This is a genomic window from Roseivivax sp. CAU 1753 (assembly GCF_054482575.1).
Map to the genome: position 1 here is coordinate 770,024 of NZ_JBTLRF010000001.1, position 23,791 is coordinate 793,814.

The 23,791-nt window shown below is 66.0% G+C and carries 23 protein-coding genes; 12 read left to right on the forward strand and 11 right to left on the reverse strand.

Annotated elements, in window-relative coordinates; translation table 11 throughout:
• Positions 1-217 precede the first annotated feature (217 nt).
• The 3 genes from ACXYMN_RS03485 to ACXYMN_RS03495 form a co-directional block, all read right to left on the reverse strand.
• Positions 218-2,725 (reverse strand): penicillin-binding protein 1A, encoded by a 2,508-nt coding sequence (locus ACXYMN_RS03485; RefSeq protein WP_459012038.1) that lies wholly within the window; start codon positions 2,723-2,725, stop codon positions 218-220.
• A 100-nt stretch (positions 2,726-2,825) separates the two neighbouring features.
• Positions 2,826-4,064 carry an N-acetylmuramoyl-L-alanine amidase gene (locus ACXYMN_RS03490; RefSeq protein ID WP_459012039.1) on the reverse strand — a complete coding sequence of 413 codons (1,239 nt, stop codon included), beginning with the start codon at positions 4,062-4,064 and terminating at the stop codon, positions 2,826-2,828.
• 153 nt (positions 4,065-4,217) lie between these two features.
• Positions 4,218-5,381: a pyridoxal phosphate-dependent aminotransferase gene (locus ACXYMN_RS03495; protein ID WP_459012040.1), complete on the reverse strand. Its 1,164-nt coding sequence runs from the start codon at positions 5,379-5,381 to the stop codon at positions 4,218-4,220.
• Between the two features lie 54 nt (positions 5,382-5,435).
• Here ACXYMN_RS03495 and ACXYMN_RS03500 point away from each other — a divergent pair, with 54 nt between their 5' ends.
• From ACXYMN_RS03500 to ACXYMN_RS03530, 7 genes are all read left to right on the forward strand, one after another.
• A complete protein-coding gene (locus ACXYMN_RS03500) occupies positions 5,436-6,761 on the forward strand; it encodes a M48 family metalloprotease (protein ID WP_459012041.1) in 1,326 nt (441 codons plus the stop codon).
• Between the two features lie 38 nt (positions 6,762-6,799).
• Positions 6,800-7,552, forward strand: a complete 753-nt coding sequence (locus ACXYMN_RS03505) for a DsbA family protein (protein WP_459012042.1) — start codon at positions 6,800-6,802, stop codon at positions 7,550-7,552.
• Positions 7,553-7,617: 65 nt separating this feature from the next.
• A complete protein-coding gene (locus tag ACXYMN_RS03510; RefSeq protein ID WP_459012043.1) occupies positions 7,618-8,073 on the forward strand; it encodes a hypothetical protein in 456 nt (151 codons plus the stop codon).
• 68 nt (positions 8,074-8,141) lie between these two features.
• Entirely contained in the window at positions 8,142-8,915 is a 774-nt protein-coding gene (locus ACXYMN_RS03515; protein ID WP_459012044.1) for a transglutaminase-like domain-containing protein, read from the forward strand.
• A gap of 223 nt (positions 8,916-9,138) precedes the next feature.
• On the forward strand, positions 9,139-9,393 hold the full coding sequence (locus ACXYMN_RS03520) for a PepSY domain-containing protein (protein WP_459012045.1): 255 nt from the start codon (positions 9,139-9,141) through the stop codon (positions 9,391-9,393).
• A gap of 78 nt (positions 9,394-9,471) precedes the next feature.
• Positions 9,472-9,996 carry a cytochrome b/b6 domain-containing protein gene (locus tag ACXYMN_RS03525; protein ID WP_459012046.1) on the forward strand — a complete coding sequence of 175 codons (525 nt, stop codon included), beginning with the start codon at positions 9,472-9,474 and terminating at the stop codon, positions 9,994-9,996.
• A gap of 11 nt (positions 9,997-10,007) precedes the next feature.
• Positions 10,008-10,520, forward strand: a complete 513-nt coding sequence (locus ACXYMN_RS03530; protein WP_459012047.1) for a helix-turn-helix transcriptional regulator — start codon at positions 10,008-10,010, stop codon at positions 10,518-10,520.
• Between the two features lie 28 nt (positions 10,521-10,548).
• Here the strand turns inward: ACXYMN_RS03530 and ispG are convergent, their stop codons facing one another.
• From ispG to hemA, 3 genes are all read right to left on the reverse strand, one after another.
• A complete protein-coding gene (gene ispG / locus ACXYMN_RS03535; RefSeq protein ID WP_459012048.1) occupies positions 10,549-11,703 on the reverse strand; it encodes a flavodoxin-dependent (E)-4-hydroxy-3-methylbut-2-enyl-diphosphate synthase in 1,155 nt (384 codons plus the stop codon).
• Between the two features lie 112 nt (positions 11,704-11,815).
• A complete protein-coding gene (locus ACXYMN_RS03540; RefSeq protein ID WP_459012049.1) occupies positions 11,816-13,093 on the reverse strand; it encodes a helix-turn-helix domain-containing protein in 1,278 nt (425 codons plus the stop codon).
• A gap of 129 nt (positions 13,094-13,222) precedes the next feature.
• The gene (hemA, locus tag ACXYMN_RS03545; RefSeq protein ID WP_459012353.1) at positions 13,223-14,446 is read right to left on the reverse strand and encodes a 5-aminolevulinate synthase; all 1,224 of its coding nucleotides are present in this window, start codon (positions 14,444-14,446) and stop codon (positions 13,223-13,225) included.
• A 399-nt stretch (positions 14,447-14,845) separates the two neighbouring features.
• Here hemA and ACXYMN_RS03550 point away from each other — a divergent pair, with 399 nt between their 5' ends.
• The 3 genes from ACXYMN_RS03550 (at position 14,846) to ACXYMN_RS03560 (ending at position 17,868) form a co-directional block, all read left to right on the forward strand.
• Positions 14,846-16,225, forward strand: coding sequence for a dipeptidase (locus ACXYMN_RS03550; protein ID WP_459012050.1), 1,380 nt, complete (start codon positions 14,846-14,848; stop codon positions 16,223-16,225).
• 188 nt (positions 16,226-16,413) lie between these two features.
• Positions 16,414-16,923, forward strand: coding sequence for a hypothetical protein (locus ACXYMN_RS03555; protein WP_459012051.1), 510 nt, complete (start codon positions 16,414-16,416; stop codon positions 16,921-16,923).
• A gap of 72 nt (positions 16,924-16,995) precedes the next feature.
• A complete protein-coding gene (locus tag ACXYMN_RS03560; RefSeq protein WP_459012052.1) occupies positions 16,996-17,868 on the forward strand; it encodes an alpha/beta fold hydrolase in 873 nt (290 codons plus the stop codon).
• 96 nt (positions 17,869-17,964) lie between these two features.
• Here ACXYMN_RS03560 and ACXYMN_RS03565 read toward each other — a convergent pair whose 3' ends face one another.
• The 3 genes from ACXYMN_RS03565 to choW all read right to left on the reverse strand — a co-directional run bounded on the left by ACXYMN_RS03565 (position 17,965) and on the right by choW (position 20,770).
• Positions 17,965-18,840 carry a glycosyltransferase family 2 protein gene (locus tag ACXYMN_RS03565; protein WP_459012053.1) on the reverse strand — a complete coding sequence of 292 codons (876 nt, stop codon included), beginning with the start codon at positions 18,838-18,840 and terminating at the stop codon, positions 17,965-17,967.
• A 62-nt stretch (positions 18,841-18,902) separates the two neighbouring features.
• Positions 18,903-19,934, reverse strand: a complete 1,032-nt coding sequence (gene choV / locus ACXYMN_RS03570; protein WP_459012054.1) for a choline ABC transporter ATP-binding protein — start codon at positions 19,932-19,934, stop codon at positions 18,903-18,905.
• The gene (choW, locus tag ACXYMN_RS03575; RefSeq protein ID WP_459012056.1) at positions 19,931-20,770 is read right to left on the reverse strand and encodes a choline ABC transporter permease subunit; all 840 of its coding nucleotides are present in this window, start codon (positions 20,768-20,770) and stop codon (positions 19,931-19,933) included. The genes choV and choW overlap by 4 nt, the downstream gene beginning before the upstream one ends.
• A 157-nt stretch (positions 20,771-20,927) precedes the next feature.
• Here choW and betI point away from each other — a divergent pair, with 157 nt between their 5' ends.
• Entirely contained in the window at positions 20,928-21,497 is a 570-nt protein-coding gene (betI, locus tag ACXYMN_RS03580) for a choline-binding transcriptional repressor BetI (protein WP_459012057.1), read from the forward strand.
• Between the two features lie 96 nt (positions 21,498-21,593).
• A complete protein-coding gene (locus tag ACXYMN_RS03585) occupies positions 21,594-21,785 on the forward strand; it encodes a hypothetical protein (protein WP_459012058.1) in 192 nt (63 codons plus the stop codon).
• On the opposite strand, the gene ACXYMN_RS03590 is transcribed toward ACXYMN_RS03585, so the two are convergent.
• Complete coding sequence (locus ACXYMN_RS03590; protein ID WP_459012059.1) at positions 21,763-22,500, reverse strand: RlmE family RNA methyltransferase; 738 nt, start codon at positions 22,498-22,500, stop codon at positions 21,763-21,765. The genes ACXYMN_RS03585 and ACXYMN_RS03590 overlap by 23 nt on opposite strands.
• A 26-nt stretch (positions 22,501-22,526) precedes the next feature.
• Positions 22,527-23,639, reverse strand: a complete 1,113-nt coding sequence (locus ACXYMN_RS03595) for a Ppx/GppA phosphatase family protein (protein ID WP_459012060.1) — start codon at positions 23,637-23,639, stop codon at positions 22,527-22,529.
• Positions 23,640-23,791 lie beyond the last annotated feature (152 nt).

Consider the following 23,791-nt stretch of genomic DNA (forward strand, 5'->3'; position numbering starts at 1 on the left):
CCCGGTCGCGGCACCGATTGCGCCGCGCCCCTGCTCTCCGCGCGCGCAACGATCCCGGCCTTGCGCGTCCCCCCTGGTTCATCTTTCCAGAAAAACGCATTCCGCAAGCAGCCGCCGGGCCGGGCAATAGGCAAGGGCACGCCGTTCGCCAAGGCAGGCGCGCCACCCCCCCGGGTGGCGCCGGTCGGCCCGGCAAGGCCGGGTCGATATGACACAATCAGTAAAGCCCGCCTGTCGACAGGGTTCCGAAGGATGCCTTCGGGCCCACCACCGCCTTCTTGCCGGTCGAGGTCGTGACCTCCTTGGCGCGTCCGCTGGGCTCGATGATGTCAAAGCCCGAGCCCATCGCCCAGCCGCCATCGAACTGGATCCCGAACATCGGCTCCAACCCTTCGCGGAAACACTCCGACACCACGTTCGCCCCGGAGGCACCGTCGCCAAGCCGCGCGCCGGTCGAGCGGTCGATCTTGATGAACATGCATTCCGACGGCACGCGGAAGTCGCCGCCGCCATATTTCGCCGTCGCCTTCAACATGAACTTCTGGAACACCGGGCCACACATGCCCCCGCCCGACGCCCCGCGGCCCAGGCTGCGCGGCTGGTCGTGCCCGATGTAGCAACCCGCGACGATGGACGATGTGAAGCCCACGAACCAGACATCCTTGGCATCGTTGGTGGTGCCGGTCTTGCCTGCGGTCGGGACCGGAAGGTTGACGGTCTTCGACGCGGTGCCGCGCTCGACCACGCCGCGCATCATCGATGTCAGCTGGTAGGCGGTCACCGGGTCCATGACCCGTTCGCGGTTGTTGGCGATGCGCGGCGCTTCGCCCGCAGGCAGGTTCGGATCCGAACAATTGACGCAGACCCGTTCGTTGCCGCGCTCTTTCTCGTGGTTGTAGACGGTGTTGCCAAACCGGTCCTGGACCCGGTCCACGAGCGTCGGCTCGACCCGCTCGCCGCCATTGGCGAACATGGCGTAGGCCGCGACCATCTTGAACAGCGTCGTCTCTTCGGACCCCAGGGCATTGGCCAGGACCCGCTGCATGTCCTCGTAGACGCCGAAACGCTCGGCGTAGCGGGCCACGGTATCCATTCCGATCTCCTGCGCCAGGCGCACGGTCATCAGGTTCCGCGACCGCTCGATCCCGGTGCGCAGCGGCGTCGGGCCGTAGAACTGGTTCGACGCGTTGCGCGGCCGCCAGACGCCCTGCGGCGTGTTGATCTCGATCGGCGCGTCAACCACGATCGTCGCGGGCGAATAGCCGGAATCGAGCGCCGCCGCATAGACGAAGGGCTTGAAGCTGGAGCCGGGCTGGCGCTTGGCCTGGGTGGCGCGGTTGAACACCGAATGCTGATAGGAAAACCCGCCCTGCATGGCCAGAACGCGGCCCGAATTGACGTCCATCGCCATGAAGCCGCCCTCGACCTCGGGCACCTGGCGCAGGGTCCACCGGATGAAACTGCCATCGCTGTCGGCGATCATCCGGCGCACATGCACGACATCGCCACGGCTGAAGGTGTTCACGAAGTTGCCGCGCATCCACTTGATGTCCTCGCGCGGCACGGTGCCTTCGCCCTGCCCCTCGATGCCAAGGCTCAGGGTGTTCTCGGCCACACCGAGCACCACCGCCGGATACCATTGGCTTTCCAGGTCGATGTCCCGGGCGATGGTCAGGTTGCGCAGCGCCTCGTCCCAGTTGCCAAGCTGATCGTCGGGGATGGTCTTGCCGGTGCCGCGCCAGACGCCGATGCCGCGATCGTAGGCCTCGAGCGCGCCGCGCAGCGCCTTGGCGGCCTCGTCCTGCATTTCGGGATCCAGCGTTGCACGCACCGAAAAGCCGCCCGAGAAAAACTCGCCCTCGCCGAAATCGCGGCTCAGCTGACGGCGGATCTCGTCGGTGAAATAGTCGCGCGGCGGCAATTGCGCCTGAAACGGCTCATAGTCGCCCGCCTGAACCGATCGCAGCGGCATCTCGCGCTCGACCTCGTAGGCGGCCTTGGTGATGACACCGTTTTCCTGCATCTCGCGCAGCACGTAGTTGCGCCGCGTCAGAAGCCTGTCGGCGTTCCGCACCGGATGGAAATCCGACGGCGCCTTGGGCATCGACGCCAGAAACGCCGCTTCGTGCGGGGCCAGTTGCGACAGGGTCTTGTTGAAATAGGTCTGCGCCGCCGCCGTGACGCCATAGGAATTCTGCCCGAGGAAGATCTCGTTGAGATACAACTCGAGGATCTTGTCCTTCGACAGCGTGCTTTCCAGACGTGTCGCGAGGATGATTTCCTTGATCTTGCGTTCGGCCCGGCGGTCGCCGCCCAGAATGAAGTTCTTCATGACCTGCTGCGTGATGGTCGACGCACCGCGCACATCCTGCCCGCGCGACCGGACCGCATCGACGATGGCAGCCGCGATGCCGCGCGGATCGTAGCCTTCATGCACATAGAAATTCTTGTCTTCCGCCGAAATGAAGGCCTCTTTCACCAGCTTCGGGATCTCCTGCGCGGGGGTGAACAGGCGGCGCTCCTCGGCGAATTCGTCGATGATCCGGCCTTCGGTCGAATAGATCCGGCTGATCGTCGGCGGGGTGTACTGCGCCAGGCTTTCGTGGCTGGGAAGATCGCGCCCGTAGATCCAGAAGATCGCCCCCAGCGAGATCGCGACCGCAGCTGCGCCCAGCGTCAGAAGCGAGAAGATCGCGCCGAAGAAAGAGAAGATCATACGGGTCATGGCACCGTGCCTTACAGGTCAGTTGCGGCCCGCATTATAGACCTTTGACGTCCGGGTCAAAACACGAAGCCTTGCAGGATCGGCGATGTTACGCCGCGTCCTATTGCCGCCTGAGCCCGGCCAGCGCCGCATCCTCGACCGCCCAGGCGGACAGCCCGTCGCGAATGCCCGCCGCCATCCCTGCCCGCCAGGCGGCATCGCGCAGGTTTTTCAGCTCGACAGGGGTCGACAGATAGCCGACCTCGAGCAGCACCGACGGGATGTCGGCGCTTTTCAGCACCGAGAAACCTGCCTGGCGCAGCGGCCGCTTGTGGATGTTGCCGGTGGCGTTTTCGATGCTGGTCACCAGCGCTTCGGCCAGCGCCGCGCTGCGCGGGCTGGTGTCGAGCCGGGCAAGGTCCATCAGCACCCCGGCCACCCGGTCGTCGGTGCGGGCCAGATCGAGACCGGCAAGGATGTCGTCGCGGTTGTGCCGCTCGGCCATGGCGGCAGAGGCCGCGTCGGAGGCATCGTCGGACAGGGTGTAGACCGTGGCACCGCGCGCGATGCCTTCGGCCAGCGCATCCGCGTGCAGCGAGATGAAGAGGTCCGCACCGGCATCATGGGCGGCGGCCACGCGCGCCTCGAGCGAGACGAAGACATCCGCGTCCCGGGTCAGCGTGACCTCGAAGCCACCGGCGCGCAGCAGCACCTCTTTCAACTCGCGCGCAAACACCAGCATCAGGTCGGCTTCGGTGGCACCGCTGTGTTCGGCGCCGGGGTCGATGCCGCCATGACCGGGATCGAGCACCACGTGCAACGGCCTGCCGTCCTGGCCGCCCCGGGGCAGCGCCCGGACCGGCGCGGGGGCCGGCAGATCCCAGCGCGGATCCCGGGGCGCGCCTGCGGCGGCGGCGAAACTGTCCGCATCGCTGGGGACCAGCGCAATGGAAAGATGTGCCGCTCCGGTGTCCTGCGCCACGCGCAGCCCCGCCGTCTCGACCCGGTAGGGGGCCGCCAGCACCGCCACCATGCGCGACCAACCCGCGCGGTAGGCGCCCATGCGCAGATCGGTCACGGCTTCGGAACGGTCGAGCGTGTCGGCCCGGGCTGCGCCCCAGTCGACCTCGCGGAAATCGACCACCAGTCGCGGCGGCCCGTCGAGCGTGAAGACGCGCCAGGGCACCCCCTGGCTCAGCGAAAGATCGATGGTGACACCGTCGCCCCAGCGCGCATCCTCGATGGCGCTGGCCGCGGGATCCAGTCGGGCAAGCCCGCCCAGCCCCTGCGCGGCCGCTGGCGTGAGACATGGTCCCGCGCACAAGGCCAGACCGAGAAATATGGCGATGATCCTGCTCATCCCGCCTCGCTTTTGTTGTTTCGGCGGAGCATAGCGGAAAGGCTGGGGGGCTGTCTGCCCCCCAGACCCCCCGAGAGGTATTTTTGGTCCGATCGTGAACGGGAGGGCTGGGCAGCAGGCGCAAGCGGCATGCGCGTCGTCGCGTGGGCGCGGTCAAGGGTCGGTGGGGACCCGGGGGCGGTGCCGCATGAAATCGGTCAGCCGGGAGAGACCTTCTTCGATATCGGCGGTGGCGCGGGCATAGGAAAAGCGCAGCGTTGCAGCCCCGCGCACCGGGTCGAAATCGAGACCCGGGGTCACCGCGACGCCGGCCTTGTCGAGGATCTCGGCGGCGAAGGCGCGGCTGTCATCGGTGATGTCCGACACATCCGCATAGACGTAGAAGGCCCCGTCGGGCGGCGCAATCCGGGTGAACCCGGCTTTCGGCAGGCCGTCCAGCATCAGCGCGCGGTTGCGGCGGTAGACCGCCATGTTCGCCGCAAGCTCGTCATCCGCGTCCATTGCCGCCAGCGCCGCCACCTGGGCCGCATGCGGGGCGCAGATAAAGAGGTTCTGGGCCAGCCGCTCGACCTGCCGCAGCTGGGCCTCGGGCACCACCATCCAGCCGACCCGCCAGCCGGTCATCGAGAAGTATTTGGAGAAGGAATTGATCACGCAGACATCGTCCGAGATCTCGAGCGCACAGACGGCCTTGGCCTCGTATTCGATACCGTGATAGATTTCGTCCGAGATGAAGGCGGCACCCCGGTCCCGGGCCGCCCCGATCAGCGCGCCAAGCGCATCGCGGCCCAGCATCGTGCCGGTGGGATTGGCGGGCGAGGCCACCAGCAGGCCCTGCCAGTCATGCGGCGCGAGGTCTTCGGGCGTGGGTTGCAGGCGGTTGGCATCGGCGCTGTCCACCTCGAGCGCATGAAGGTCGAGCGCGCGCAGGATCTGGCGGTAGGACGGGTAGCCGGGGCGCCCCAGAGCCACCGTCGCACCGGCATCGAAGAGCGCGGTGAAGGCGAGGATGAAGGCACCTGACGAGCCCGGCGTCACCACCACGCGGGCGGGGTCCAGATCGACGCCGTACCATTCGCCGTAGAGCCGCGCGATCCGTGCGCGCAGGGCGGGCAGTCCCAGCGCCACGGTATAGCCCAGGGCATCGGTCTGCATGGCGCGGGCCAGCGCATCGCGTGCGGCTTGCGGGGCCGGTGTGCCGGGTTGGCCCACCTCCATGTGGATGATGCGACGCCCCGACGCCTCTGCTGCCCGCGCCGCCTCCATCACGTCCATCACAATGAAGGGATCGACATCGCCCCGCCTTGAGTTCCGCATGACCGTCTCTCTATGGTTCGGCCCAAGACATGGCGGCAGGAAAGGCAAGCGTCAATGCGGAGCAGCCCATGGATCCGGCTTTTGGTGGCCAGCGTTTGCCTCGCCTTCGTCGCGGCCGGCCCCGCGCGTGCGATCTCGGTGCTGCGCGATGCGGATATCGAATATGCGCTGCGCGAACTGGCCAAGCCGATCTTTGCCGCGGCGGGGCTGTCGCCGTCGAACGTGCAGGTGTTGCTGGTCGACGATCCCGGCCTCAACGCCTTTGTCGCCGACAATTCCCACATCCTGATCCATTCCGGCATGATCCTGAAGCTGGACAGCGCGCGCGCGTTGCAGGCGGTGCTGGCCCATGAGGCTGCCCATATCGCCAATGGCCACATCTCGCGCCGGGTGGCGAACATGCGCAACGCGCGCACGGCGGTCGGGCTGGGGCTGATCCTGTCGGGGCTGGCCGCGACGCAGAATGCCGAGGCGGGGCTTGGTCTTGCGATCGGCACCCAATCGTCGGTGCTGCGCAACTTCCTGGCCCATACCCGGGCCGAAGAGGCCGCCGCCGATCAAAGCTCGGTGCGCTATCTGGTGCGCGCCGGGATCGACCCCGGCGGTGCGGTCGAGGTGATGGAGATCTTTCGCGGCCAGGAGGCCCTGTCGGTCGCGCGGCAGGATCCCTACATGCTGACCCATCCGCTGAGCCGCGACCGGCTGCGGGCACTGCAGGGATTTGCCAATGCCTATGGCAAGGACATCCCGCGCGACCCCGGGGCCGAGTACTGGTTCCAGCGGGCCAAGGGCAAGCTGTCGGCGTTTCAGCGCAACCCGGCCTGGACGCTGCGCCGGGCGGGCGACAGCGGTGCCCAGGACATCCGGCTGATGCGCGAGGCGGTGGCGCATCACAAGCGCGCCGACCTGTCAAAGGCGCTGGCGGCGATCGACGGCGCGCTGCGGCTGCGTCCCAACGATCCGTTCCTGCTCGACCTCAAGGGGCAGATCCTGCTGGAAAGCCGCCAGGCCAAGGCCGCGGTCGCCACCTACCAGCAGGCGGTCAGGTTCGCCGGAGGGAACGCGCTGATACAGGGCGGGCTTGGCCGGGCATTGCTGGCGGCGGGCCAACCCAAGGCGGCACTGCAGGCGCTTGACCGGGCGCGGTCGCGGGACGGGCAGGATCCACGCGTGCTGCGCGATCTCGCGGTGGCCTATGCCCAGACCGGTCAGACAGGGCTTGCCTCTGTCGCCACTGCCGAGCGATACGCGCTGCAAGGCCGACTCAAGGATGCCGCCCTTCATGCCGAACGCGCCATGGCGCTGTTGCCGCGCGGCTCTGCCGCATGGCGCCGGGCCGAAGACGTGGCCATCACCGCCCGCGCCGCCCAGAGGCGCTGACCCGACACACAACCGTTTTGATCCTGCAGGGAGTTTACATGTTCAAATCCGCAATCACCGCGCTGGCCCTCGTGACGGCCTCGGGCAGCCATGCCCAGGGCTTCGATGTCACCGACATGTCCGACGCCGAGCGCGACGCCTTCCGGACCGAGATCCGGTCCTACCTGATGGAGAACCCCGGGGTCATCATCGAGGCGGTCAACGCGCTTGAGGATCGTCAGGCCGCCGAGGCGGAGCAGGCCGCGCAGGCCGCCGTGACGGCGAATGCCGCAGCGCTGAGCGATGACGGCCTGTCCTGGGTCGGGGGCAATCCCGATGGCGACGTGACCGTGGTCGAGTTCATGGACTACCGCTGCGGATACTGCCGCCGCGCCAAGCCCGAGGTCGAGGAACTGATTGCGAGCGACGGAAATATCCGCTTCGTGGTCAAGGAGTTGCCGATCCTGGGCGAGGCGTCGTTGACGATGTCGCGCTTTGCCATCGCGACCCAGCGGGTGGCGGGCGACGATGCCTACAAGCAGGTTCACGACGTCCTGATGTCGATCAATGGCGAGCCGACAGAGCCGGTGCTGCGCGAGGTGGCGGACGATTTGCAACTGGATGCGGATGCGATCCTCGCCGCGATGGGGTCGGACAGCGTCACCCGTCAAATCGCCGAGACCCGGGCGCTGGCCGAGCAGCTACAAATCCAGGGCACCCCGTCCTTCGTGATGGGCGATGCGCTGGTGCGGGGCTACGTCACCCTCGACGAGATGCGCGATATCGTCGCGGCAGAGCGCGCCGACGGCTGATGCGTCGATCCCTGACATCTGCGGCGGCGGTCCTTTGGGCCGCCGCGCCTGCTTTGGCGGGTCCGTTGTTCCAGACCGATGCCGAGCGTGCGGCCTTTGCCGCCGAGCTGCGTGCGGCCCTTCTGGCGGACCCCGAAATCGTCGATCGCGCCCTCAACCCGCCCGCGCCATCCGCCGCCGACCTCTACCTTGACGCGCGCAATGCCGACCTGGCCCTGATCGCCGCCGACACCGACCTGCTGTTCGGTGCGGGCCCGACGCTTGGACCTGCGGGCGCGCCGGTGGCTCTGGCGTTTCTGACCGATCCGGACTGCGCCGCCTGCATCGCGGCGCAGGCCGAGCTTGAGGCGCTGCTGACCGACCGGGGCGCGCGGGCGCGGATCATCGACGCCACGACCGCGCCGGGCCGCGCGTTGATGGACCGCTTGACGCTCGATGCGCTGCCGTCCTACGTGCTGCCAGAGATGATGGTGCGTGGCGCGATGCCGTCCTTCGTGCTCGGGCGCTATCTCGACCAGTAGTCCGGGCCGCGCGCGTCCGGCTGTCTTCGCCATGCTTCCCGCCCCTTTCCTGTCGCCCCGGAGCCGCCATGCATCTGAAGATCGACGTCACACTCGACTACGCGCTCGATGCGCCGACCGATTGCCTTGTCCAGATCAATGCCGCCGCCCTGCCCGATCAGCGTGTGCGCCACGAGCGGCTCAATGCCCATGGCGCCGAGACCTGGGTCACCCCCGCCGAGGACGAGATCGGGCTCAGGCTCTGGTTTCACGAGGCCGAGGCGCTGACGCTGGACTACACCACCGAGGTGCGGATCGAGCGGGATGTGCACGACATTGCGAAGCTGCACGCCGACAGCCCCGCCGATCTGCCGCGCGATGTGGTGAAATACCTTCTGCCGTCGCGGTTCTGTCCGTCCGACAAGTTCATGACCTATCTTTCGACCGCCTTTCCGGGGTTGGCCGGTGGCGCGCTGGCGGTCGAGCTGGAAGACTTCGTGCGGCGCAACTTCTCGTATGTTCCGGGCGCGTCCGGGCCAGAGACCTCGGCGCTCGAAACCTTCGTGACGCGGCAGGGCGTCTGCCGGGACTTCGCGCATATGCTGGTGACGCTGGCGCGCGCGGGCACGATCCCCGCCCGGGTGGCAAGCGCCTATGGCGTCGGCGTGACGCCGCAGGATTTTCACCTCGTCGCCGAGCTGTGGCTTGACGGGCGGTGGCATATCATGGACCCGACCGGCATGGCCGAACCGGGCGGGATCGCACGCATCTGCGTCGGACGCGACGCTACGGATGTGGCGTTCCTGACCAGCTACGGACGCGCGACCCTGCTGCGCCAGAGCGTCGAGGTCACCACGCTGTAGGTGCGTCGGTCCCGCCCGGCCGTCGCTGCGGCCCCGGCAGCGCGCCACGGCCAAGCGCGGCACCCCGCGCCCTAAACCCCGGTTATAGACGCCTGAACTTCCGGTCGAGACGCGCCCGCTACAACCGCGGGCCAATGGTCGGTCGGGCGGTCCGATGGCTATCTGATCCCGGCAACCGCACAGGATGCGGGACGCTGAAACGGATAACCCAAAGGACTGACCGATGCTCAAGACCACCCTCCTCTCCGCCCTTTTCGCAGGCTCCCTCGCCCTGTCCGCCCAGGCCGGCGACACCGTCGCTCTGACGGACGAAAGCACCGCCCGGATCCGCACCATGCTGACCGAACAGGGCTTCGAGGTCGCCAAGATCAAGATCGAAGATGGGCTCTACGAGGCCTATGCCAGAAAGGACGGCCAGAAATACGAGGTGTTCCTCAACGCCCAGCTCGACATCGTGCGCACCGAGGCGGACGACTGACGCGACCGCGCAGGTGCGGGCGGACCACGGGCCGCCCCGCCGCGCGCGCCCCCCTTCTCTTATGGCGGAGATCGAACCATGAAACGTGTGCACGTCTGGGACCCGCTGGTCCGCATCTTCCACTGGTCGCTGGTGCTGGCCTTCGGGGCCAACGCGCTGGTGATCGACGACGACAGCGGCCTGCATGAATGGGTCGGCTACGGGATCGCCGCGCTGATCCTCCTCCGCATCCTGTGGGGCTTTGTCGGACGGGGCTATGCCCGGTTCGCAAGCTTCCCGCCCGATGTCGCGGCGGCGCGCAATCAGGTCACCGACATCGCCACGGGCCGCAAGACCATCCATCTCGGCCATACCCCGCTCGGGGCGCTGATGATCTACAACCTGCTGCTGGCGCTTCTGGTCATCGGGCTGTCGGGGTATCTGATGACAACCGACGTGTTCTGGGGGCTGGAATGGCCCGAGGACCTGCACGAAGCGGCTGTGACATGGACCGAGATATCGGTTGTGGCCCATGTACTTGCGGTCCTTTATGAAAGCAGACGCACGGGCGTCAATCTGCCACGGGCGATGGTGCGGGGTTACAAGGAAATTCCTTCCGGCTAGTATGCGTCGCGATGACGATACCGCTGGATACGACCACGAAGTTTCCCGCGGGGCTTGCGCTCTTGATGGTGGTGCAAGCCCTGTGCGTGGTGTTTTTCACGGGCGACGTGATCGCGGATTTCTACCTGGTTGGCGCCGCCGACAGCGCGCCCATCCACCGCAATATCGAACTGGTCGCCACGCTGAGCCTGTTGGCCGCCATCGCCCTCGAAGCGCGCGTCCTCAGGGACCTGCTGCGGCGCAAGGCGCATCTTGAACGCAGCCTGTCCATCGCCAACACCGCAGTATACGAGGTGATCGAGGCCCATTTCGCCAACTGGAAGCTGTCGCCATCCGAAACCGACGTGGCGACCTTTCTGGTCAAGGGGCTCGATATCGCCGAGATTGCCCGGATGCGCAACTGCGCCGAAGGCACGGTCAAGGCGCATCTCAACGCCATCTACCGCAAGTCCGGCACCCGCAACCGGGGCGAATTGCTCAGCGTGTTGATCGACAGCCTGCTGACCGGAACGGAGCGGATCTGACATTGCCGTGGGCAACGACGCTTGCGTCTTACTCTGCCGCCTCGGTTGCCTCGGTTGCCTCGGTGGCCTCACGGGCCGCGTCCGCGTCGATCTCTGCCGCGCGCTTTTCGACCGCTTCGACGATATGCTCGACCATCTGGTCGTTCGACATCTTGTGGCTGGCCTTGCCCGCCAGATAGACCATGCCGGACCCGGCACCACCGCCGGTAAAGCCCACATCGGTCATCAGCGCCTCGCCCGGGCCGTTGACCACGCAGCCGATGATCGACAGCGACATCGGCGTCTTGATATGGGCGAGCCGGTCTTCCAGCGTCTCGACGGTCTTGATCACGTCAAAGCCCTGCCGCGCACATGACGGGCACGAAATGATATTCACACCGCGGTGGCGCAGGCCCAGCGATTTCAGGATCTCGTAGCCGACCTTCACCTCTTCGACCGGATCGGCCGAAAGCGAGACGCGGATCGTGTCGCCGATGCCCATCCAGAGAAGGTTGCCGAGACCGATCGCGGATTTGATCGTTCCCGAGGTCAGGCCCCCCGCCTCGGTGATGCCAAGATGGATGGGCGCATCGGTGGCTTCTGCCAGTTGCTGATAGGCGGCGACGGCCATGAACACGTCCGACGCCTTGCAGCTGATCTTGAACTCGTGAAAATCGTTGTCCTGCAAGATGCGGATATGTTCGAGCCCGGATTCGACCATCGCGTCGGGGCACGGCTCTCCGTACTTGTCGAGCAGGTGCTTCTCGAGCGACCCGGCATTCACGCCGATCCGCATCGAGCAGCCATGATCCCGGGCCGCCCGGATAACCTCGCGGACGCGATCGGGCGCACCGATATTGCCCGGGTTGATCCGCAGGCAGGCGGCCCCGGCCTCGGCGGCCTCGATGCCGCGTTTGTAGTGAAAATGGATATCGGCCACGATGGGCACCGGGCTTTCGCGCACGATTTCCTTCAGCGCCCTGGCCGAGTCCTGGTCGGGCACGGAGACGCGCACGATATCGGCCCCCGCATCGACCGACGCCTGGATCTGCGCCACGGTCGCGGCCACATCGGTGGTGGCGGTATTGGTCATGGTCTGCACGGTGATCGGCGCATCGCCCCCCACGGGAACGGAACCCACCATGATCTGCCGCGACTTGCGACGATAGATATTGCGCCAGGGGCGGACGTGATTGAGGCTCATCGAGCGTCCTTTCGTCATGGTGCCAGAGGACGTGCCACGGGACATGCAGCACAGGTCCCGCCCTAGCTATTCACCGGACCGGGCGCTTGCAAGCGGTGCACTGGCGAAAGGATCAGTCGGCGGCGGGCAGGTCCGATGCCACGTTCAGCTCGGCCACCACGCGGGCCAGATCGGCATCCTGCTCCAATTCGGCGACGCTGTAGGTTTCGGTCAGGCTGGCAACGGCCAGCGGCAGGTTGGACGTGACCGACCCGCGCGGACCGACGGGCCCGAAGGTCTGTCCGTTGATGGCGAAATAGACGGCACCCGATTCGCCGATGCGAAGGGTCGGCGGCTCTTCGGTGCGGGGCACGTCGTAGGTGTCGCCCGCGTTCATGATCGCCTCGTAGATAACCGATCCGTCGGCGGCGCGCACCCGAACCCATGCCGGACGCACGGCGATCATGGTCACGCCCGGACCGGCGGCTTCAAGCACCTGCGGGCCAAGGGGCGGCGACTGGTCCAATGCCTCTGCCAGCGCGGTCTCGACACCGGCGGCGGCGGAGTTGCCAGCCACTGTCAGGCCGTCGAAATCGCGCGGTGCCTCGGTGCCCGGACGGGCGGGCAGACGGCGCGACCCGGCGTCGGCGAAGGCACCGACGCTGGCGGGATCAAGGGTCGAGATCGGGGCATCGCGGGCAATCAGCACCGGAACGTCAAGCGCTTCGGGACGATAGAGCCGATCCAGCGCATCCGAGCTTGGCGGCGTGAAGACCCCGGCACCGCCCTCTGGCGTGTCGGTTTGTGCTGTGGCCACATCCACCGGGTCGAGATCGGACAGCACGACGGGCGTCTGATCGACCGGCGACAGGCGCACGCGCTGCACTTCCTGCAACACCGAATAGCCGCCATAGCCGATCCCGGCCACCAGCAGCAGCAATACAAGCGTGGAGCCGATGGCCCCGGGTTCGACCCGGCTGAAAAACCCGTCGCCCGGAGGCGCGAAGGAAATCCGCGGTTCGGAAAAGGGATCGCGCGCGGCAGGCTCGGGCAGCCGGTCCTTGCGCTTGACGATCGACGCGGCCTCGGACATGCCATGCGCCGTCTCGAAACCGCTTTCGGCGCAGAACTGCGCGAAGGCCTCGTCGGGATCGAGATTCAGGTAGCGCGAATAGGACCGAACGTAACCGGCAATGAAGCCCGGCGTGTCGAAGGCGGTCGGATCGCAGTTTTCGATGGCGGCGATGTAGTTTGCCTTGATGCGGATCTCACGCTCCACGTCGAGCAGGGATTTGCCCATCGTGGCACGTTCGCCGCGCATGACATCACCAAGACGCACCTCAAACGCGTCGTAGCCCTGCGGCACGACGACAACGTCTTGTTCCTGCTTTCGGGATTTCCGCCCGATCATCGCGTCTGCCCTACCGTTCCCATAGCACGCGCCCCAATCTGCCCCGGCGCGACACGATTACGATTCGTGCCGCTTGCTTGATTGCGGAGAAGATAGCACATCACAATGGATTTCTAACGTGTTTAGCGACTACGCACTTAATTCGGCGCGATTCAGCGCACAATGCGCCCAAAGATCGTCCATCGCGTGGATCAGCTTGTCCATTTCGTCCGGGCCATGCACCGGCGACGGCGTGAAGCGCAGCCGTTCGGTGCCGCGCGGCACCGTCGGGTAGTTGATTGGCTGGACATAGATGCCATAGCCTTCCAGCAACATGTCCGACAGTTTCTTGGTGTGCACCGGGTCGCCGACGATGACCGGAACGATGTGGCTGCCATGGTCGATGATCGGCAGGCCCATGCCCTTGAGCCGCAGCTTGAGGATTCGCGCCTGCGTCTGGTGCTGGTCGCGGCGGTCCTGGTCGCGCTTGAGATGCGCCACCGATGCGGCGGCCCCAGCGGCAATGGCCGGCGGCAGCGACGTGGTGAAGATGAAACCCGGCGCGTAGGACCGGATGGCATCGCACATCTTCGCGGATGCCGCGATATAGCCGCCCATCACGCCGTAAGCCTTGGCCAGCGTGCCGTTGATGATATCGAGCCGGTGCATCAGGCGGTCGCGTTCGGCCACCCCTGCCCCGCGCGGGCCATACATGCCCACCGCGTGCACCTCGTCGATATAGGTCAGCGCGTTGAATTCGTCCGCCAGATCGCAGATCGCCTCGATCGGGCCGAAATCGCCATCCATCGAGTAGATCGATTCGAAGGCGATCAGCTTCGGCGCGGCCGGATCGTCGGCGGCCAGAAGTTCGCGCAGGTGTTCCACGTCGTTGTGCCGGAAGATCCGCTTGGCCCCGCCATTGCGGCGCACGCCCTCGATCATCGAGGCGTGGTTGAGCGCATCGGAATAGATGATCAGCCCCGGAAACAGCTTTGGCAGCGTCGAAAGCGTGGCGTCGTTGGCGATATAGGCAGAGGTAAAGAGCAGCGCGGCTTCCTTGCCGTGCAGATCCGCCAGCTCGGCCTCGAGCCGCTTGTGATAGACCGTCGTGCCCGAGATGTTGCGCGTCCCGCCCGACCCCGCGCCGGTGGCGTCGATGGCCTCGTGCATGGCGGCCAGAACCGCGGGGTGCTGGCCCATGCCCAGGTAATCGTTGCCGCACCAGACGGTGATCGGTTGTTCGGTGCCGTCAGGCCGGGTCCAGGTCGCGTGGGGGAACTGGCCCTGCCGACGCTCGATGTCGATGAAGGTGCGATAGCGGCCCTCTTCGTGAAGCCGGTCGATCGCCTTGGTCAATTGCGCCGCATAATCCACGGTGTGTGCCTCCATCATCGGGTCGGACCGCACAAGATCCAATATTCAAGTTCTGGAATGCTTAAAGACTAGTGGCCTTCCTGGCAACTGCCTATGCCAGTTGACGGCATTACATCCTTGATTTCGATCAATCGATCGCGGCGCATCCCCCCCGTGACCGACCATGACAATGACCCGGATACCCGTTCGGCGGGCTGATCCCGCGTGCCCGGCATGGGTCTTGTCGCTTCAACTACCGATTTTGCAGCGCCGCGCCAAGTACAACAATGCCGCAGGCCGCCAAACGGGACCAATTGTCGATGCCGCGACCGGTGGCGTGGTCCCGCCGGTCAGGCTGGACACGCCGGATCGCGGTGATACCGTCGCGGGCAAACCGCACCCATTGATGAAGGCCGCATCATGTCCCTCGACGCCGTTCTGTCCCGCATCGACACCGACCTCGACGCCGCACTCGAGCGGCTGTTCCAGCTGTTGCGGGTGCCCTCGATCTCGACCGATCCCGCCTACAGGGACGACTGCGACAGGGCCGCGGACTGGCTGGTCGCGGATTTGCAATCCATGGGCATCGCCGCCGCGAAACGCCCCACCCCCGGGCATCCGATGGTGGTGGCGCATGTGGACGGACCCGGCCCGCACCTTCTGTTCTACGGCCACTACGATGTGCAGCCGGTCGATCCGCTGAAGCTTTGGCACCGCGACCCGTTCGATCCGGCCATCGAAGAGACGCCGTCGGGCCGCGTGATCCGCGCGCGCGGCGCGTCGGACGACAAGGGCCAGCTGATGACCTTTGTCGAGGCCTGCCGCGCCTATATCGCCGAAAACGGCGCCCTGCCCTGCAAGATCACCTTTTTCTTGGAGGGCGAGGAAGAGTCGGGGTCGCCGTCACTGGTGCCATTCATGAAGGACCATGCGGACGAGCTGCGCGCCGATATCGCGCTGATCTGCGATACCTCGATGGCGGCCCCGGGCCAGCCCTCGATCGCGACGCAATTGCGCGGCATGGTCAAGGACGAGTTCACCCTGCAGGGGCCCGCCATGGACCTGCATTCGGGGCTTTACGGCGGCCCGGCCCTGAACCCTCTGCGCGAGATATCGAAAATCATCGCGACGCTGCATGACGACGCGGGCCGCGTTGCGGTCGAGGGTTTCTACGATGGCGTGCCGGAACTGTCCGACGACATCCGCCGCCAATGGGCCGATGCGGGCTTCGACGAGGCGACGTTCCTGGGCCGGATCGGCATGAGCCGCGCCCATGGCGAGACCGCGTTCACCGCGATGGAGCAGGTCTGGGCCCGCCCGACGCTCGAGATCAATGGCCTCTGGGGGGGCTATACCGGTGCAGGCACCAAGACGGTGATCCCCGCCGAAGCGCATTGCAAGATCACCTGCCGCCTCGTTGGCGAACAGGACCCCGCGCATGTCCGCGACCGCCTGCGCGCCCACATAGAGGCGCATCTGCCGACCGATGCCAAGCTGGTCTGGCACGGCGGCCTCGAGGGCGCGCCCGCCTCGGTCATGGACACGTCGCGGCCCGAGTTCGAGATCGCGCGCACCGCCCTGTCCGAGGAATGGGACCGCGAAGCGGTGTTTGCGGGCATGGGCGGCTCGATCCCGATCGCCGGGTACTTCAAGACCATCCTGGGGATGGAATCGATGCTGATCGGCTTTGCCAATGACGACGACGCGATCCATTCCCCGAACGAGAAGTACAACGTCGAAAGCTTCCACAAGGGGATCCGAAGCTGGGCACGCATCCTCGATGCGATGAAGTCTAACTGACGCGGCAGGGACCGGATGCTGGTGCCCGGTCGGTCCGTTCCCAAAATCCGGAAGTCCTGTTCCGGATTAACCATTCCGTAAGGTAACGGTGCAACAACGTGTCCGTATTCCCAGATGCGCCGTGATCGCTTCACGATCTGAACACATTTCTCGCGCTCAGTGGTCACATGAGCAGACAATTCAAAAAAATGGGACAGGATGAATTCCGGGCACGGGTCGGTCGCATCGACGGACATTTCGCCCGCACCGGTCGCAGCAAGTCCAACATCCGCAACCGCAACGAGCACCCGGTATTCTGGGCGATCATCGGTCTGGTCTGGTTCCTGTTCGTGATCTCTGTCGCCCGTAACCACGACTACCTGAGCGACAGCCTGATGCAGGGCACGCTGTCCGCGGAGCATCGCGATTACCTGCTATACGGGCTGACCGCGCTGATCATGGTGTCCACCGTCGCGCTGGGGTTTCATCTGATCCGGTGCCTGTTCAAGGCCCGTGGCGACCGCGGCGCGTCCGGCAGCATCGTGATCGGCGCGCTCGCCGCGATGATGCTTACCCAGATGCCGGATGGCCTGATCCAGGACAGCTTCTCGGCGCTGACCGGAACCAGCGAATTGCTGGCCTCTGCGTCCGACACGGCACAGGGTGCCATTGGCATCAACATCGACAAGATCCGCTACGTCCGCAGCCCGATCAAGTGACCGGTCAACTGACTGATCGGGACGTTTGACGCGCCCCTTGCCTGCGCTAGCCTGCGCCGGAAGGAGACGCCCATGCCCGAAATTGCACATATCCACGGACATCGCATCGCCTATGAGCGCGCGGGCTCGGGCCCGCCGATGCTGTTGCTGCACGGTTTCCCGCAGATGCGCGCCATGTGGCGCCCCCTGATGCGCGGTCTCGCGCCGCATTTCACCGTGATCGCCGCCGACCTGCGCGGCTATGGCGACAGCTGGACGCCCGACCGCATGGAGGACATGTCGTTCCGCGCCATGGGCGCGGACATGCTGGGGCTGATGCACGGGCTGGGGTTTTCCCGCTTTCATCTGGCCGGACATGACCGTGGCGGGCGCGTCGCGCACCGCATGGCGCTGGATGCACCCGAACATTTGGCCAGCCTCACGGTGATGGATATCGTGCCGACCGAGCATCTTCTGTCAACGCTGACGCACCAGGTGGCGCGCGCCTATTACCACTGGTTCTTCCTGGCGCAGCCCGCACCGTTTCCGGAAACCATGATCGGCCACGATCCCGACACCTATTTCGAGCGGTGCCTGCTGGGATTCGGCAAGGCCGCACTGCCCGACTTCGATGCCGACCTGCTGGCGGAATATCGCGCTGCATGGCGGCGGCCCGAAACCATCCGCGCCATGTGCGACGATTACCGCGCGGCGATCGACGTCGATATCGTCCATGACGCCCAAGACCTGAACCGGCAGGTAAAGTGCCCGTCGCTGGTGCTCTACGGTGCAGATGGCGCGATGGCGAAAGCGATGAACGTTCCCGCGACCTGGGAGCCGCGCCTTGCGGATATGCAAAGCCAGGCGATCCCGGGCGGACATTTCTTCCCCGATCAATCCCCCGAAGAGACCGTGGCGGCGCTGTTGGCGTTCCTGCAGGGCCGGAGAACGGTTTTAGCGCCGTGATCCGAGGTCCCGGCGCGGGGCCGGGACAGGGCGGCGCGCCGGGACCGGCGGGACCATGGCAACGGACCCGATCCGCGGCCTCGGATCACCGCGCGGTCAGACGATGCCGTCGAAGCGCGCGGGCAATTGGTATTGCAGGCCGTATTCGGGCCGGTCGAACTGCCAGAACCCGGTCTGGCCGCGTGGCTGCCAGCTTGACTGCATCTCGGCGCGCAGCCAGCCCAGATCGAACCCGTCGCGTTCGTCCAACGTCTCGAACGCCTCGAATACCGCGCGATCCTCGCCGCGCGCGTCAGCGAACCAGTGCCGCCCGATCGAGGTCTCCTTCACATCGACCCCGATCGCCTCGATCACCGCGTTGCGGCGGTTCATCGCCTCCACGTACTGGCCGAAATCGCAGAACTTCAGATGCAGCAGATAGAGCCCCTCGGGGGTATTCAGCTTTTCGGCCTTGGCGAAGTGCCCGCCCCGCGACAGCTGCGCGGGCTTGCCAAGGATGCAGGGCTTGGAATGGTGCGGCAGCAGTTTCACATGCCGACGCGGGCCGATCACGTGGTCCCCGATCTCATCGCTCTCGCGATCGATCCGGTGCGTCACATCCAGCCCAACGGGCGTGTAGACGCGGGGCCGCCGCTTGGCCTCGAGCCAGCTCAGCAGGTCATGGCCGGTCTCGGGGTCGATCACCACGACCTCGTCCACATCGCCGACGACCACATGCGTGTAATAGCCCAGAAGCCCCGTCACCATGCTGTTCAGCAGCCGCCAGCGCTTGCGCTCGAATTGCGGATGCGGATCGCCGGGCAAGCCGATGACATTGCAGCCTGCCGCCATGTCCGCGACCATCTCGCCGCGCCCGTGATTGATGACATAGCAGTTTTCGCGCCCGAACAGCCCGCCGTAATAGCGCAGCCACTTGTCGAGGAAGAAGGCGTCGTCTCTGACCATGGTCAGCGCGGCGGCGGTGGTCTGCATGTCTGCTCTCGGGCCTCTGATCGGTCTCTTGCGCGCCACCTTAGCGGCGCAGGCGCGCGGCGTCAGCCCTGCCCGCGCGGATCGAGCAGACGGCGCAGCAGGCCGGTCTCACTGACCTGTCCGACCAGTTGGCCCTTGTCCTCGACGCCCACCGGTGCCGAGGCGTCGGCGCACCGCCGCATGACCTCTTCGACGCGCATGTCGGCGGGCACCTGCGTCTCGGGCGCGCCGTCGACGGGTTCCATCACGTCGCGGGCGGTCAGCACGCCCAACGGGTTCATGTGGGCGACGAACTCGGCGACGTAATCATTGGCCGGATTGGAGTAAATGTCCTGCGGCTTGCCGCATTGCACGATCCGGCCGCCTTCCATGATGGCAATGCGGTTGCCGATCTTGAACGCCTCGTCGAGGTCGTGGCTGACGAAAATGATCGTGCGCTTGAGCTTGCGCTGCAGATCCAGCAGGTCGTCCTGCAACTTGTTGCGAATAAGCGGATCGAGCGCCGAAAACGGCTCGTCCATCAGCAGGATCGGCGCATCGGTGGCAAAGGCCCGCGCCAGGCCGACGCGCTGCTGCATGCCGCCGGACAGATCGCCCACCTTGCGGTCACCCCAGCCGTCAAGCCCCACAAGCCCAAGCTGCGCGTCCGCCTTGGCCAGCCGCTCGGCCTTCGACAGCCCCCCGAATTCGAGCCCGAGGGCCACGTTGTCGCGCACGCTGCGCCACGGCAACAGGCCGAATTGCTGGAAAACCATCGCCACATGACCCAGCCGGATGCGGCGCAATTCGGCGGCGTTGGCATCGGTGACGTTGACCATGGTGCCGCCGTCATTGACCGACACCGTCCCGCGCACCACCGGGTTGAGCCCGTTGATCGCCCGCAAGAGCGTCGATTTGCCCGACCCCGACAACCCCATCAGCACGAGGATCTCGCCCTCTTCCACATCGATCGAGCAGTTGTGGACACCCAGCACCTGGGCGGTCCGTTGCTGGATATCGGGCCGCGACATGCCTTGGTCCATCAGCGGCAGCGCGGTTTCGGGCGCGTCGCCGAACACGATGGACACGTTGTCGATTTCCACGGCATGGGTCATTTGCGGTCTCCCATGTTGAGGATGCGGTCGAGCATGATGGCGACGACGACGATCACGAAACCCGATTCGAAGCCCAGCGACGTGTTCACCTGATTGAGTGCGCGCACCACCGGCACGCCCAGCCCGTCCGCGCCCACCAGCGCCGCGATCACCACCATCGACAGCGACAGCATGATGGTCTGGTTCAGCCCCGCCATGATCTGCGGAAAGGCCGAGGGCATCTCGACCTTCCAGAGAAGCTGGCTCGGGGTGGCGCCGAAGGCGGTCGCCGCCTCTTTCAGCGCGACAGGTGTCGAGGAGATGCCGAGATAGGTCAGCCGGATCGGCGCGGGCACCACGAAGATCACCGTCGCGATCAGGCCGGGCACCATGCCGATACCGAAAAAGACAATCGCCGGGATCAGGTAGACAAAGGTCGGCAGCGTCTGCATCAGATCGAGGATCGGGCGCAGCCAGACGTAAAGCTTCGGACGATGCGCCGCGGCGATGCCGATGGGTACGCCGACCCCCATGCAGACCACGCAGGCCGACAGGATCAGGGTCAGGCTTTCCAGCGTCTCGCCCCAGTAATCCTGGTTCAGCACGAACAGGAATCCCAGCGCCACGAAGACGCAGGTCTTCCAGTTGCGCTGCAAGGCCCAGGTGATCGCCACGAAGGCCGCGATGATGAAAAACGGATGCGGCGTCTCGAGAACCCAGAGGATGCCGTCGATCAACCCCTCCATCACCAGCGACATCCCGTCGAGCAGGAAGCCCAGGTTCTCGCGGATCCAGTCGAAGATCGCCTCGGCCGTGTCGCCGACCGGGATCTTGTATTCGGTAAGCCAGTCAAGCATCGTCACGGTCCCTCACGCGGCCTCCTTGACCGGCGTGCCGCCGGAGGAGATGTATGTTGATTGACGGGTCAATTAACCACAGCGTAGCCTCACGGCGCAAGCCCAGTCTTGCAGCGGTCCGGACTTGACCGGGCCAGACCAGAACCGGTATCGGCCCATGATGACCAAGGAAACCCAGCGACGTCACGAACTGATTGACGCCACCTTGCGGGAAATCGGCGCCAAGGGCACGCTGAATGTCACGGTCAGCCAGATCGCCAAGCGTGCGGGCGTCTCCTCAGGGCTGGCGTTTCACTATTTCGGCGACAAGGAGCGGCTGTTTCTGGCCGCGATGCGCACCATTCTGCGCGAATTCCGGGTTGCGATCTGCGCGGCCCTGAAAGAGTGCGAAACGCCCCGAGAACGGCTCGAGGCAATCCTGCGGCAATGCTTCGACGCGATGCATTTCGAAGATGGTGCGGTTGCCGCCTGGCTCAATTTCTATGTGCTGGCGCAGACCTCGGACGAGGCGCAGCGGCTGTTGCGACTGTATCATCGCCGGTTCCATTCGAACCTGGTGCATGCCCTGCGCCCCGAGATCGGCGCGAGGGCGGATGCGGCGGCGGAACGGATCGCGGGACTGGTCGACGGGCTTTACCTGCGCTTCGCGCTCGACCGCACGACGGTCGACCCGGGGCCCGCGGTGGCGCAGGTGCTGGCAGCGCTGGAGGCGGAGCTGCGGGGCTGAAAACCCCGGCGCGCAAAGACCGGAGCTTTCCCCGGGACCGGCCCGATTTGGCCGCATTGATCCGCCATGCTGGCGTCTGTCAGAGCGGAGCCCGTCATGCGCCATCATCCCACGACCCCGACAAGCCCGCGCAGCGACCGGCTGCAGCGTCTCTTCGCGATCCAGCGACAGGTCTGGCGCCAGACCGGCATGGCCGATTGCGACCGCGACCATCCGCTGACACCCGAAGGGCTCTACCGGCTGCGCGAGGGCGCGCGCGACAGCCTCAATCGTCCGCGGACCGGATAGCGCCGCGAAATCCCGTGGCGACCACGAACTTTTCCGACGAATCGCTGCGCGACGCCGGCGGCTTGACGTTGGCGACCTTGGTGAACCGCTTTTTCAGAAGCGCCTGAAGCGTGCCCTCGGCCCCGCCCGCAAGCACCTTGGCGACGAATGTGCCGCCCTCTTCCAACACGTCGAAGGCAAAGTCGGCGGCCGCCTCGCACAGGGTGATGATGCGCAGGTGATCGGTCTGCTTGTGCCCGGACGACGACGCCGCCATGTCCGACATCACCACATCGGCCTTGCCGTCAAGCCATTCCTTGACCTTGTCGTCGGCCCCTTCGTCAAGGAAATCGAGCAGATGGATCTCGGCGCCCGGCACCGGGTCGACCGCCTGCAGGTCGATGCCCAGCACGCGCCCCTGGGCCTTGCCCGTGCGTTCGCCCAGCGCGTTGACGCGCTTGACCGCGACCTGGCACCAGCCGCCGGGCGCACAACCCAGATCGACCACCCGGGCGCCGGGCACCAGAAAGCGATACTTGTCGTCCAGTTCGAGGATCTTGTAGGCCGCGCGCCCGCGATAGCCCTCGGCGTTGGCGCGTTTGACGTAGGGGTCATTGAGTTGGCGCTGCAACCACAGGGTCGACGACATCTTGCGGCCCCGGGCGGACTTCACCTTGACCTTCAGGTCGCGCTGGCCGCGCCCCGAGCTTTTCCGTTCACCGATCTTCTTGGTCATGGCGCGTCTGCCTTTTGTCCACAGCCCTAGTAAGGCGCGTCTTCCAGCACCCCATGCGCCGACATCTGCGCATAAAGCAACCCCTCGCGCAGGCCGCGATCGGCGACCGACAGCCGGTCCGTGGGCCAGCAGCGCAGCAGGGCCTGCAGGATCGCGGCCCCCGACATGATCAACGCCTGGCGGTCCTGCCCGATGCGCGGATCGCGGCGGCGCCCGTCGGGACCCATGGCCAGATAATTCTGGATCACCGTCTCGATCTGGTCCGAGGTCATGCGCAGCCCGTCGACCTTGGTGCGGTCATAGCGGCGCAGCCCCAGATGCGATGCGGCCACCGTGGTGACCGTGCCCGAGGTGCCGACGATCTGGAACCCCTCGCGCGCCTGTTCGTCCTTGTAGGGCGCGAACTCGGCGAGGTTTTCCTCAAAATACCAGGACATCAGCGCGTAGCGCGCGGCGTCGTCCTGCACGTCCGAGAACTGATCGCGCAGCGTCGCGACCCCCAGCGGCACCGAGATCCAGTCGACCACCTTGGCCGCGGGAAACGGGCTTTCGGGGGTGTGAAAACCCGCGTGCAGCCGCATGATCGCGCGCGGCCGGTCGCGGTGCGGCACCGAGGACAGGTCGATCCAAACGAGCTCGGTCGAGCCGCCGCCGATATCGACCACCAGAAGCTGCTCTGTCCGTGTCGACACCAGCGGCGCGCAGGAAATGACCGCCAGCCGCGCCTCTTCCTCGGTCTGGATGATCTCGAGGGTGAGCCCGGTCTCGCGCTTGACGCGGCGCATGAATTCGCGCGAATTGGCGGCCCGGCGGCAGGCTTCGGTGGCCACCAGCCGCATGTTCTTGACCTTGTGGCGCTTGATCTTCTGCTCGCAGACGCGCAGCGCCGCGATCGTGCGCCCCATGGACCCACGCGACAGCCGACCCGTCCGCTCGAGCCCGTGGCCAAGCTGTACGGACTTCGAGAAGCTGTCGACCACATGGAACTGACTGCCCTTCGGCTGGGCAATCAACATGCGACAACTGTTCGTACCCAGATCCAACGCGGCATACAGCTCTGCGGGATCCGGGGTTGCGGGCGCGAGGCTCTCAACCGGTTTCGGGAAAGCGCCCGCACCACCGGGACGCTCAGGCGCCATGATCTTGCGCCTTTTTTTGATTTCTACTTGAAACAGAGGATATGCATTCCTGCGCCCGCGGGCAATACGCATGTCACGCTGCAGTCGCATCCTTGATGAAAATCCGGTGCATCCGGCGCTTGCCCCTTGCTGCCCGTCCGGCGGGTCGCGAT